Here is a 12,780-nt window from a genome sequence, read left to right as displayed (position 1 = left end):
GCTTTCCCGTGCACTTTCAGCGCTGGTTGGAACTGATCGAAGTTGTGTAAAAGGCCCTGACTGAACAGGGCCTGGGTGAATCAGAAACTCAATTAAGCCACTCGATTTGAAAGCTATAGCGCCCCAAGAGCGGAGCCAGGACTTCCTGGTTGGCTCCGGCCCGGATGCGGGCGACCAACCCACGACGATTGTCCTGCACTACTTCAACCGCAATATCCGAAAGCCCCAGGCGCTCCACTTCCTGCTGGACTACTTTGGCAATTTCGCGCTGCTGCAAAGCCGGCTTGAATATCTTGCCCACGGCAGTCAGTGGCAACGCTTCGAGGATTTCAATGCGCTTGGGAACCGCTGCCCGCTCGCTGATGTTGAGTTGAGCGAACGCCTCAAGTTCTTCGGTGCTGCAGGCTTGCCCGGGACGCAGTTGAACGTAGGCGACCGGCACCTCGCCCGAGTAGGCATCGGGGCTGCCGATTGCAGCGGCCAACGCGACAGCGGGATGCCCCTGCAAAGCCTCTTCGATTTGCTTGGGATCGATGTTGTGGCCGCCGCGAATGATCAACTCCTTCTTGCGTCCGGTCAGCCAGAAGTAACCTTGCGCATCCTGGCGACCCAAATCGCCCGTATTCAACCAGCGCTGACCGTCGATATCGATCCAGAGGCCCTGGTTATGACGCTCATCCAGATAGCCTTCGAAGAGGTTCGGACCACTGATCGTGATGAGGCCGATCTCATCCGCGTTGGCGTCGCGCAGATACTCTCCAGAATCATCGAGCACGACCGCGCGCATATCCTGGTAGGCGATCCGAATCCCGATGGAGCCGATATGGCGCTCGCCATGGGGCGGATTGATCGTAGAGACGCAGGCGCCCTCAGTAAGACCGTAACCTTCAAGGATCTTGACCCCGGTCCGGAGCTCGAACTCTCGGAAAAGCTCAGCCGGCATGGGCGCGGCGCCACACATTGCATAGCGAAGGCTGGACAGGTCGCGGCCCTGCCATTCATTTTGCAGAAGCGCAGCGTAGACAGTTGGCACGCCGGAAAAGAGGTTGATACCGAAGTGCTCGACCATCTCCCAGAAGCGTGGGATCACGCCCTCGCCACGATACCCGTTAGGCGTCCCGAGGATCACATGGTCGCCTAGAGTCCAAGGCATCAGTCCAGTCACCAGCTGACCATTGACATGAAACAACGGCAGGCCACAAAAGATAACCTGACTACCACTGCGTGGCTGCAAGTGAGCGGCCACGGCCCATGCATTGAATACTTCAGAGCCATGGGTACGCGAGGCGATCTTGGGCAGCCCGGTGGTGCCGCCAGTGCAGATGTACGACGAGGACTCATCCTGACGGATTTGCCGACCGCTCTTCAGGTGTGTGTGCGGCTGAGCATTCATCAGCGATTGCCAATCGTGGATCGCGATGCCGCTGTGTAAGTCGCGTTCCTTCAGTGCCACGGCCTTGAGAGCCTCACGCACAGGCCCGTCGACATAGGGTTCCATGCTGACCCAGACAACAGACTTGACCGTGGGTAACTCATCCAGCTGCGAAACCAGTTTGGGCCACAGGTCGCTGCCCGCAGTCGGCGCGAGTGTCACCACCACGGATGCCTTTGCGGCATTCAGCAAGCCAGCCATCTGCTTGGCCTCAAGCAGAGGGTTGATCGCCATGGCGATGCCCGCTGCCTCCCCGCCCCATATAGTGAAGTGGGTTTCTGGCAGGTTGGGCAGGATGAAGGCAATCACCTCACCCGGTTTTATGCCCAGGTCGTGGAAGGCGTTTGCCGCGCGGGTGATATCCGCGAAAAGCTGGGAGTAGTTCCACTCGTGGGTGCGCTTGAAATCGGCGGCATCGGCGAAGAAGCTTAGCGCCGGTGCCTCGGGGGTGCGCTCGGCCGCCTGACGCAGCGCTTCATAAGTGCTGGACGCCAGGCCGCGCTCCGACAAGGGGACTCGTTCAAGACTTTCGATGTCATTCAGAGTCTGTACGACCATCAGGCTTCCCCCACGACTCGGTTGCGTTGCACGCCGAGATCGATCACACCATCGGCGCTGCGGATGCGCGCTTCGACCACATCACCGGCCTTGAGGTACTGCGTCCGGCCTTCCTGCGCCTTGAGGAAAAGCTTCCACTTGGTGGCTTCTGGCAACAGGGCTGCAATGCGCATTTTGCCAGGCGAAGGGATCGTCAGGGCACAGCCGGCAGGCGTACCGGTGGCGATCAGGTCGCCAACGGCGAGATCTTGCAAGGCGGAGAGTTCGGTAAGGGTTTCAGCAGGGCCGTAAACCAGGTTGGCGGTGCTGTCGTTCTGGCGCACTTGGTCGTTGACTGTCAGGCGCAGCTGCAGATCTTTCAGGTAATGAATGTTCGTGGCATCCAGAAGGCACAGGTACGGGCCGACCGGGCCGAAAGTGCGGTAGCTCTTGCCCTTGTAGAACTGCATCTGCGGAATCTGAATGTCACGAGCCGAGTAGTCATTGACAATGACGACGCCTGCAATGAACTCATGCAGATTGGCGTCGGTGACAGCAACAGCGCCGGTGATCGCGCGTTTCATCACAAGGCCCAGTTCGATCTCGTAGTCAAGGAAGCGCACGTGGCTCGGCTTGATCAGGTCGCTGTCAGCGGCTACCAGGCAACTCGTTGCCTTGGTGAAGATCATGTTGAATTTCTTCGCATCCGGGTCCATGCCCGACTCGATCATGTGCTGACGATAGTTGGCGCCCTGGCAGACGAACTGCTGGTTACGGGTCACCGGCGACAGCAGTTTCACTTCGCCCGCATCCAGCTCCGTACCTTTGATTTGAGCGAGGTCGGCGATACTGTTCTGGCTAATGAAGTCACCGGTGGTTTCAAAAGTACCGGGAACAACCGTGATACGGCCCTGGCGCAGCACGCCCCAATGGATACCATTCTGAAATTCAAAGCGGACTACGTGTACTGCGGACATTGAAGGCACTCCTGGAGCAGTGTTGTTCCCGTGCTCGATGGCGCGAGAATTCTGGTGTTGTTCTGAAGGCGGGCTGGTGACGCTGTAAACCAACGAGCCGCCGGCAATCACAGCGCCGGCTTTGAGCACATCGCGCCGGCCATATCTGGTTGAATTGCCCGACATAGCGGCAGCTCTACCCGAACATCCGCAAAAGTGTTATCAGCTTGCGAAAGGATACGTCCGGGCTGCGTCGCAGGTTACGGATCAGCGCACGCACATTGGCCAGGCTCATTTTGGGCTTCGTAAAACTCTTGGGCATGCGTTGCCCCCACTGCGCCATTGCCTCGGCACTCACCGGATGAATGCCCGTAGGCCGGGTGGCCGTGAAAAGATCCCCGTCGCAGTAATGCTCGTGCTTATCGCCCCATGGGTCCTGCCAGTAATCGAAGATCTGACTGCCCAGAATGTGTCGGCCAATGCCCCATGAGTGCTCCCAGCCGCGCTCGCGCAGGACGCGTTGCCCCATTCCCACGGCATCTGCATCGACGACTTCATAGGCACTATGGCTATAGGCAGCCATGAACCCTTGCGCAATCGCGAGCGTATGGTGATCGGTAGGAATGTCGCCGAGGTCAAGGCGCATGAAGGAGACGATAGGCGTGCCGTCAGGAAGTACCTGCACATCGCTGGGAATAAACCCGAAATGCTGCGTATACCAGGCACAGGTCGCCTGATAGTCGGCCACTTCAATGACGATGTGACCCAGTTTGAGGACTTCAGGGGGAGCAATCGGCGGGCGCTGCGTCGCGTTGATTCGCGGTTGCTCGTGCACCAGGTTCCAGTGCAGAGGCGCTCGATGTGCCAGAGGCTCGCCGTGCGTCTGATCGCAGACGGCTTCGACAATGAAACCGGAAGGATCAGTCAGTCTGACGCAATGCCCTTTGCCAGGATGCTCCGACTTCTCTACCGGTGACGCACCCGGGATTCGAGCGAGCTTTTCCAGGTCTTCCAGGGACTGCACTGCCAGTCCGAACCCGATAAAACGTGCAGTTTCGCCCCGTTGGACACGGTAACAGTATGAGGTGGCTTCGGTGGCGCGCAGATAGAGTGTATCGGCATCCTGCCGACTGACCGTCAGTCCGAAGTCGGTCAGGAAACGCGCCGCCTCATTCAAGTCCGGCCGTTGAAAGATCAGGTGAGTCAGGTCCTGGGCCTTCACCGTCGGCTGCGGATGCCGTGCGGGTTGTGGTGTCGCCAACCGGTGCAATTCGATTTTGTTGTTCATTGTTCTTGTTTTCCGGGTTTTTAGGGCAAAGTTGTCCCGCCCCCCTGAAAAATCAGGGGTTTGTCCAGTCAAGTCAGTTACGAGCTCAGTCGAGAGATGGCAGTGCCGGCAACTCTAGGGTCGCCAACGCACGCGCCTCCTCTGGCGGTACACCCAATGCCCGCAGAATCAGCTCGGAGGTGTCCGAGCCCGATTCGCGCCATGTTCTGTGACCTTCCAGCACGAGAAAGATCGAGCCAAGGACGCTGGTCGATATCAGCGTCATTACCGAGAGCATTTGCTCCTGCTCAAACCTGTACCGTCCACTGGAAAGCCCACTGAGAAGATCTTTGGTCGCCTGGCTGCTGAACATTTCGCGCAACGCGGCATTGCTCATGGCGAACTTGTGTATGAACGCCCCCCACTGAGAGTCCTCGTGAGCTCGACGAATGAACAGACGAATACCATTGGAAAGGCGCTGTGCCGGATCGGAAATTGAATCGAAGCTCTTGTTGACGCGCTGATGCATCTCCCTCGCGAGATGGCTGGCAACCGCCTCGAACAGGCTTTCCATGCTTTCGATATTGCTATAGACCGTTCCGCGCGCCACGCCTGCCTCTTGCGCGAGGTCAAGGATGTTCACTTGCGAGGTGCCCCGCTCGGCGAACAGGCGAAAGGCAGCCTGATGAATGCGGCGCTGTGTTGGATTCAGGGATTCCACGGCTCTCTCCAGGATTACCTTATGGCTTGATTGAACACTCGTGTTCATTCTCCGTCAACAACATTTTTCAGGATGTAGGTTTTTATCTCTGAAAACCGCTCTACAACCTAATGACCCGGATGGTTTGATCGAGGTTACCGGGCCAGCAAACGCTATACACATTGACACAAATGAACACGCGTGTTCAATTACGGTTTTATCTCAGGCTCGCCTTCCCGGCAAGCTATCCAGCCCTGCCCATCGATGAAAACCAGGACTTCAACAAACTGAGCAAGCACTGTGCAGACGGCGCTCAAACGGTTTGACACGTAGCGATGGCTGGCCGATTTTTCACTAGCTCAAGGACAGAATATGACCGGCTCAAAGCTCTTCAAACCGCTTCGATTACCTAACGGCACGGTGATTCCAAACCGAATCGCCAAGGCTGCCATGGAGGAGAACCTTGCGGATGAGGAACACGCTCCCGGGAAAGCGCTGGTTAACCTTTATCGGCGTTGGGCCGAGGGTGGCGCCGGCCTGATCATCACTGGCAACGTCATGGTTGACCGTCACGCCTTGACCGGCCCCGCTGGCGTAGTGCTTGAGGACGATCAACACCTGGCCAAATTCAGGCTATGGGCCGATGCCTGCCGCAGTCGCGGAGCCCAGGTCTGGATGCAAATCAATCATCCCGGACGGCAGCTATTGGCTTCAATGGGGCAATCGGCAAGGGGCCCCTCCGCAGTTGCGGTCGATATCCCCGGACTTTCAAAAGCGTTTGTGCTGCCCAGGGCTTTAGAGGAGCAGGAGATCGAAGAGCTGATCGGGCGTTATACCCAAGCGGCGGTGCTGGCCGAACGTGCCGGATTCACCGGCGTGGAGATTCACGCAGCGCATGGCTACCTGTTCAGCCAATTCCTTTCGCCCCTGACCAATCGTCGTGACGACCGCTGGGGCGGCAGCCTGGAAAACCGCGCGCAAATTCTTCTGAAAACCATCGACGCAATACGTCAGCGAGTGGCACCGATCTTTTGCGTCGCAGTGAAACTCAACTCCGCGGACTTTCAGCGTGGCGGATTCGATGCCGCGGATGCGGCTCGCGTGGTGGAAATGCTTAACGCCAAGGCGGTCGACCTGGTCGAGTTGTCGGGTGGCAGCTACGAAAGCCCGGCAATGCAGGGACAGACCCGCGATGGCAGCAGCCTGGCTCGAGAAGCCTACTTTCTCGAATTCGCGGAGAAAATAGGAGAAATAGCGCGCATGCCACTGATGGTCACCGGCGGCGTGCGTAGAAAGGAGGTCGCGGAGCGCGTGGTTAGCGGCTCAGTGTCGATGGTGGGGCTTGCCACTGCGTTGGCAATCGAGCCGACCCTGCCAAGCCAATGGATGGCAGGCCAGGACACTCAAGTGGAGCCCGTCGTCGTCCGCTGGAAGAACAAGGCACTGGCATCGCTTGCAGTGGCGTCGGTGGTCAAGAAGCAGCTCGGCTTGCTGAGCAAAGGGAAAGGGACAAAACCCGGGACCTCACCCCTCCTGGCCTTGATCGGCAATCAGTTGAAGTCTCGTCGCCAGGCGAAGAACTATCGGCTATGGATTGATCAAGCCAGACCGATCAAGGAAGTCATCAGTTCAGGCCGGTAGCGGCTTGCCGGCGATTCTCCTGGCTCTGGCAGGTGTTACACCCAGAGCCTGGAGAACCATTTCGGCGACCCGCAGATCGTACTCCACCACTGCACGCCCCTCGACAACCGAGCGCATGGCTCCGGTCGTGCACGACAAAACTATGTCCAGGGCGACCCTTTCGTCCTCGTAAGCAATAGTGCCCTCACGCAGCCCCTCTCGCAGATCGCCAAGTACATGGCCAGCCAAACGCGAGCGCATGGCCTGGTCGAAATGGATGATTCGCAACAGCGCATTCGCCCATTGGTGGTCGGTGGCGGCCCGGCATACAAACATGCGCACGCCAATCGAAAGCCGCTGTGCGCCGCAGCTTACGTCCTTACTCACGGCGGAAATGGCATCGGAGAACTCGGCGGCCATGGCAATGCCCACCGCCTCCAGCACCTCGTCGCGAGTTCGAAAATAGTTGTAGATGGTTCCGTTGGATACCGCCGCTTCCGCGGCCACCTCGAGCAGTGCAATCTCCCCCACTTCCTTACGTGCGATAAGACGCAATGCCGCGTCGACCAGACCGCGACGGGTGCGCTCACGCTTCTTGTGACCTCTCGAGAGAGGTTCTGGCGTAGCCGCTTCTAAAGGAAGAGTGGGGGAATGCATTATCAAGCTCGCAATCTAATGGGCTCGCTGATGGTAGCGGAAACGCTGGTAGAAGTGGCGTCTTCGCTAGCCAGCAAGCCCTTGCACACTTGAATGAAACTGCCTGCCTCTGCGCCAGGGGCGTGGTGCATGATGATTCGGTCGGGACGAATCGCGACGAGCGTTCCCTTGGCAGCCAAAGGCAGAATTTCATGATTCATGTCTTCGATGAAATCACAGCTGCCGTCGGAGCGCTGGCCTCGTGCTCTGACCTCCAGGAAGTGGCCTCCCATTTTTTCCCAGGAAACGATCTGTTCAGTGGTCAGCAGTGACAACGGGTCAACACCGAATCCAACCAGGGTCAGGTTATCTCCAAGCGCATCGTCGCTCAGCTTGATCTGCTTTTGGAAGTTGCGAACCCAGGCCTGGGGGAACAGGCCGCCACGTACCAGCTTGTCGCCCCGACGATGCTTCACGAACAGGCCGTTTTTGAAGATGTTCTTCGGCTTGATGTCCAACTGTTCGAAGTACCTCCTGGTAGCGGGAGCCAACGCCAGCGTACGCATCAGGCCGTGGATAAAGAAAGCCGCGATCTTGTTCTTGGGCATCACCAGGCGGCCCATGAGTTTCGCCAGATTGATCATCGCCTGGGCATGGGGGCGGCGCTCTACGTCATAGGTCTCGAGTATTGCAGGCGCAGCATGGCCGCGAAGGACCCAAGCAAGTTTCCATGCAAGGTTGGCACCGTCTCGAAGTCCCGCTACGAGACCTTGCCCGACAAAAGGAGGCGTGATGTGGGCTGCATCGCCAGCAAGAAAGACGCGACCCTTGCTGAATCTGTCGCAGCAGCGCGCGTGGAATCGATACACCGCTTTGCGCTCGATTTCCAGCTCCTGCGGATTGATCCATGGCGAGATCAGCCGGGCTATGCTTTCCGGGCTTTCCAGCTCTTCCCGGGATTCGCCGGGTTGCAGCATGAATTCCCAACGTTCCCTGCCGCCGGGTGCAGGCATGTGCGGCGTTGGGCGCCGTGGATCACAGATAAACTCAACGTGATCAATCGCTGACTTGTGCCGGTTCTTGACATCGACAATCAGCCAATCCTCCGCATAGGTCTGCCCTTCGAACTCCTGGCCAATCAGCGCCCTGACCCTGGAGCTTGCGCCATCCGCACCGATCAGGTACTGGGCACGAACGGAATGCGACTGCCCATCTTCATCCCGTACGGAAGCGAAGACGCCATCCGACATCTCAACCAGGCTCTCAAGCTCAAAACCACCCAGGGTGGTTACGGACTTCAGCCGGGAAACCTGGCAGCGCATCGCTCGCTCAAGGTCGGGTTGATAGAAAGTCACAAGCTTGGGATGGCCGTCGATACACCCCTCGGTATTGGCTCGACCGAACTGCCCGACCACCGGGGAGTGCATCTTCACTTCAGAAATAACGATCTTCTCGAACGCGTCTTCCGACAAACCGGCGAGTTGCAGGATACGCAGTGCCTCGTTGTCCAGAACAATGGCACGAGGCATCAACAGGATCTCATGGACCTTGTCCAGTACCAGGGTCGTTATCCCATAGCGGCCGAGCAGCGCCGCGATTGTCGCACCTACCGGACCGTAACCGATGACCAGCACGTCAACGGCGGCGGGAGGCAATTCGGAAACTTTTTTGTTGTTGTTCATCTCGAGCCCTTGTTGTGATTGAAGTCGTGAGAAGCGTGGTCTCATCGTCAGGCAATGTGAAAGGTATGCAATATTGAGAGATATTTCAATATTGATGTTTTTGTCATTATTTTTTGGGATCATTGCCAAGCCGCCTCAGGCCCATACAAGAAGGCGAAATGTCAGGCGTCAACGGGCCGCGTTCCGACCGGGTTGCCGGGTGACGTTAAGTTGTGCGTGTACCAGTTTCCGACCGACGACGCTTGGCTTCAGAACCGATCAGCGTTGTCATTGGAGCATTGGCCCAGAACAGAAGAGCAGCGTGACTGGCGTCAAGGGATCAAATTGAGCCGAGGCAGGAGAACGGTTGAAAAAAAAGCGGGTCAATAGCACCAGGAAACCGGCCACACCCTAATGCCTGTCAGGGTAGGAGCGAGCTTGCTCGCGATGGACTTCAGGACGCCGCGTGTATCCAGAGAGTACGCGTTATCGTTGACGTCCATCGTCGGAACGCCGCCCGGAGCAAGCTCGCTCCTACAAGAGTCAGCTTTTAACTGATCAGCATTAGGGTACACCCCGGTTTTTAGTATCGAACCCCATGTGAAGCTTCGCAGCGCATAACCCTGTTTTAGTTTTTAGGAATCAACCGTGGCACGTCCGCAGTCCCATTCGAACCCAGTATTGCTCTGCTTCGTCGAGTTCGAGCTCGACGAATCCAACGCCTGTTTGTTGCGTAACGGACAAGCGGTGGCGTTAGCGCCGACTCCCTTCAGTTTGTTATGCGTGCTGGCACGCCAGCCAGGATCGCTGGTCACCAAGGATGCCTTGCTTGATGCCGTGTGGGGGCATCGGTTCGTCAGCGATTCGGTCCTGAAGACGGCCATCAGCGATCTGCGCAAGGTGCTGGGCGACGACCCCAGGCATCCTCGCTTCATCGAGACTGTGTCGCGGCGCGGCTATCGCTTCATCGCCCCGCCCTCCTCCGCACTTTCGATGCTGCCTGCATCCGCGACGGTTACGGCGCCCGGCACACATTCGTCACCGTCATTCATCGGTCGCACCGACGAGGTCTCCAGGCTGCAACGGGCCTGGGAGCGGGCAAGTGGCGGCCAGCGTGCAGTGGTCTGGCTCGCCGGAGAACCGGGGATTGGCAAGACGACATTGATCGAACACTTCCTCGAAAACCTTGGCGACATCGCCTGCGCTCGCGGCCATTGCGTGGAGCACTACGGCACCGGCGAGCCGTATCTGCCGGTGCTGGAGGCGTTAGCCGATCTGTGCCGCAACGACCCCACCCTGCCGGCGCTGATGCGCGCCGTGGCACCGACCTGGCTGCTGCAGCTTCCGTGGCTGAGTACTACGGAGGAGCGAGACGCATTGCGGCGCGAGCTTGCCGGCGTCGGCCCGGAGCGCATGCTCAGGGAGATGGGCGAACTGCTGGACCGCTACACCGAGCAGCGCCCGCTGATGCTGGTGACCGAAGACCTGCACTGGAGCGATCGAGCTACGGTTCAGCTAATCGACTATGTGGCGCGGCGACGTGGCCGCGCGCGGCTTATGTGGTTGTCGAGCTTCCGGCTTGCCGAGATCGTGGCACTCGAGCATCCGCTCAGTTCGTTGCGCCATGAACTGCGCCTGCAGCGTTTGTGCGAAGAAGTGGTGCTCGATCCGTTCTCGGAAACCGAGGTCGCTGACTATGTTGCGCTGCGCTCAGCCTCGCTGGCAGGCGATGAAGCCTTCGTGCGCGCCCTGCACGAGCGGACCGACGGTGTGCCGTTGTTCGTTTCGTCAATCATTGGTGAAGTGATGGACCCACAGGACGACAAAGCCACCGTCGAGGCTCGGCTTGCGGATCTGGCGGTTCCAGAAAACCTCGCAGCCATCATCGATCACTACATCGCCAAGCTGAATCCGGAGCAACAAACACTCCTCTCGGCAGCAGCAGTTTGCGGGGCCGAATTCCGGGTTGAAACGGTTTCGCTGGCCCTCGAACGCGACCATTCCTGGGTCATCAGCGCTTGTGAGGAGCTGATGCGCGCGCAGGTCTGGCTCACACAGTCCCGGGCCACCGACGCTGAAGAGATAGAATTACCCTACTCGTTCCGGCATGCCCTCTTTCGCCAGGTGCTGTATGAACGCACGCCACGCTCATTGCGCACCCATCTCCATCGCCAGGTCGGCGCTGCCCTCGAACGCGAGCGCACGACCGGCGTACAGGTTGCTGCCTCGGAACTGGCGATGCATTTTGACCGCGCCCGGCTGCCAATGATCGCACTGCGCTACTACGCCGAGGCCGCAGAAGCTGCGCTTCTGCACTTCAGCCCGGACTTGTGCATTGGCCTCACTGAGCGCGCCTTGGTCCTGCTCCCACAGGCACCCGAAGGGACGGAGCGAAATGCGCTCGAAATTACCTTGGCGACGCTGCAGGGGGTTTCGGCATTCCATATGTTCGGTGTCGGTAGCGAAGCCAAGAACGCCTTCGAACGTGCGTACAGGCTGCTGGCAGATGTACCCGAACACCCCATGCGCGGTCGCCTGCTGCACGGGTTCGGCTATCTGCTGGGTCTGCGCGGCGACTATGCGCTGGCGCTTGAGGTGGCGGAGCGTGCGGAAGCCCTCTCCTGCGACACACATGATCAAGAGCTCATGCTGGCGGCGTGCTTCGTCCAGGGCGATGTGCATCACCTCCAGGGACGCACGAAAACGACTCGCCGTTGGCTGGAGCGCGCCCTCGCGATCGCCGAGCCGCTGGACATCGCGACGAACGAGATTTTTGCCGCCGATCCTCAGGTGATGTTGCACGGCATGCTGGCCATAGAGCTGGTGCGCTCAGGCCTGGTTGAGCAAGGCCGAACTCATATGCAGCGGGCGCGAACCCGCGCGCAAACGCTTCGTCAGCCTATGACGTGGCTGATAGCCACCTGGCAGGAGGTGCTGATCGAGGTGCGGCTGGGGAACCCTCTGCGTGTAGCGGCGCTGGCTGACGACATGCAGAAGTTGGTCGATGAGTCTTCACTCGCACTGGGGCGGACGGCTTGCCGCTGGTGGCGCGGTTGGGCTGACGCGCGCAACGGTGCACCGCGCGACGGCTACCGACGCATCCGCGAGGCCTACGAAGAACACACCGGGCTCGGCATGCGCTCCGGCGCCAGCGAGGTACTCGGTTACGCCGCCGAGGCGTTGCTGCTGGCAGGTGATTGCACTGCAGCGCAAGTCGAACTACAGGAAGCACTTCGGGTGGTTGAGGAACTGGGCGAGCGCGTGTACCTGCCGCAGCTATGGTTACTGGAGGCAGTGATCGCGCGAACGCAGGGTCGGTGGGACGCAGGCAGTGCTGCGGTGCGGCGCTCAATTGTGGAAGCTCGATCCCAGGAGGCACCGTGGCTGGAGCTGCAAGCGCTGGTGGAGTTGTGCGAACACCACGAGGCTGCGGCCGAGGACGACCAGGCATTGTCGACGCTGATTGAGCAATTGCCTGAAACTCACGGAACCGAACTGGTGAAACGTGCACGCTCACTGCTTCAGGCTGCCCAGTCGACTTGAAGCGACAAGACGTACCCTGCATGTCTGGTGGACTGAGATCGCGCCCACTCAGCGTGGGCTGAAAACCGTGCGGCCACCAGCGTTCCGCTGATCGCCGCCTCTGTTCGGCGGGTACTGTCCCGACCGAATTCCGACCTTTTGCTTACGACTCCACCCAGGGGGCGGCATACGCTGTCGCCGAACTTCCTGATCCCCTGGTCCGCCATGAGCCTGAACCCTGAATCCAAGTACCCGAGCCGCCGCTCGTACGTAGTCAAGCTGCGTAGCGATGCCACGCCCGAGGCCCTCGTGGGCCGCCTCGAAAACCTGGTCACCGGGCGTCAGCGCGAGTTCTCGTCCGCCGAAGAGCTGCTGGAGTCGATTGCCTCAGACCTCGCGTCCGCGGCCGGTGAGCACGCGGCAGATGCCGACGGCGAGTGACGCCTCCA

General features: G+C 59.3%; 9 protein-coding genes. 3 read left to right on the top strand and 6 right to left on the bottom strand.

What is annotated here, in order from left to right; translation table 11 throughout:
• Positions 1–88: 88 nt before the first annotated feature.
• The 4 genes from ACA073_RS11585 to ACA073_RS11570 form a co-directional block, all read right to left on the bottom strand.
• Complete coding sequence (locus tag ACA073_RS11585) at positions 89–1,990, bottom strand: acyl-CoA synthetase (protein ID WP_497403534.1); 1,902 nt, start codon at positions 1,988–1,990, stop codon at positions 89–91.
• Complete coding sequence (locus tag ACA073_RS11580) at positions 1,990–2,946, bottom strand: fumarylacetoacetate hydrolase family protein (RefSeq protein WP_497403532.1); 957 nt, start codon at positions 2,944–2,946, stop codon at positions 1,990–1,992. Before ACA073_RS11580 ends, ACA073_RS11585 begins: the two co-directional genes overlap by 1 nt.
• A gap of 175 nt (positions 2,947–3,121) precedes the next feature.
• Positions 3,122–4,213: a VOC family protein gene (locus ACA073_RS11575; RefSeq protein ID WP_497403530.1), complete on the bottom strand. Its 1,092-nt coding sequence runs from the start codon at positions 4,211–4,213 to the stop codon at positions 3,122–3,124.
• Positions 4,214–4,298: 85 nt separating this feature from the next.
• Positions 4,299–4,913: a TetR/AcrR family transcriptional regulator gene (locus ACA073_RS11570; protein WP_497403528.1), complete on the bottom strand. Its 615-nt coding sequence runs from the start codon at positions 4,911–4,913 to the stop codon at positions 4,299–4,301.
• A 351-nt stretch (positions 4,914–5,264) separates the two neighbouring features.
• Here ACA073_RS11570 and ACA073_RS11565 point away from each other — a divergent pair, with 351 nt between their 5' ends.
• Complete coding sequence (locus tag ACA073_RS11565; protein ID WP_497403527.1) at positions 5,265–6,533, top strand: NADH:flavin oxidoreductase/NADH oxidase family protein; 1,269 nt, start codon at positions 5,265–5,267, stop codon at positions 6,531–6,533.
• Here the strand turns inward: ACA073_RS11565 and ACA073_RS11560 are convergent.
• Together ACA073_RS11560 and mhpA are read right to left on the bottom strand one after the other, a co-directional pair.
• A complete protein-coding gene (locus tag ACA073_RS11560) occupies positions 6,522–7,169 on the bottom strand; it encodes a TetR/AcrR family transcriptional regulator (RefSeq protein ID WP_497403526.1) in 648 nt (215 codons plus the stop codon). The two genes, ACA073_RS11565 and ACA073_RS11560, sit on opposite strands and share 12 nt — an antisense overlap.
• 2 nt (positions 7,170–7,171) lie before the next feature.
• The gene (gene mhpA / locus ACA073_RS11555; protein ID WP_497404063.1) at positions 7,172–8,830 is read right to left on the bottom strand and encodes a bifunctional 3-(3-hydroxy-phenyl)propionate/3-hydroxycinnamic acid hydroxylase MhpA; all 1,659 of its coding nucleotides are present in this window, start codon (positions 8,828–8,830) and stop codon (positions 7,172–7,174) included.
• A gap of 627 nt (positions 8,831–9,457) precedes the next feature.
• On the opposite strand from mhpA, the gene ACA073_RS11550 reads away from it, so the two are divergent.
• A complete protein-coding gene (locus tag ACA073_RS11550; RefSeq protein WP_497403525.1) occupies positions 9,458–12,352 on the top strand; it encodes an AAA family ATPase in 2,895 nt (964 codons plus the stop codon).
• Between the two features lie 204 nt (positions 12,353–12,556).
• Positions 12,557–12,772, top strand: coding sequence for a hypothetical protein (locus tag ACA073_RS11545; protein WP_497403523.1), 216 nt, complete (start codon positions 12,557–12,559; stop codon positions 12,770–12,772).
• Positions 12,773–12,780: the final 8 nt, after the last annotated feature.

This window comes from Pseudomonas sp. LBUM1670 (assembly GCF_059695695.1).
Note: the sequence above shows the minus strand (reverse complement) of the source record. Positions and strands in the feature narration are given on the sequence as shown.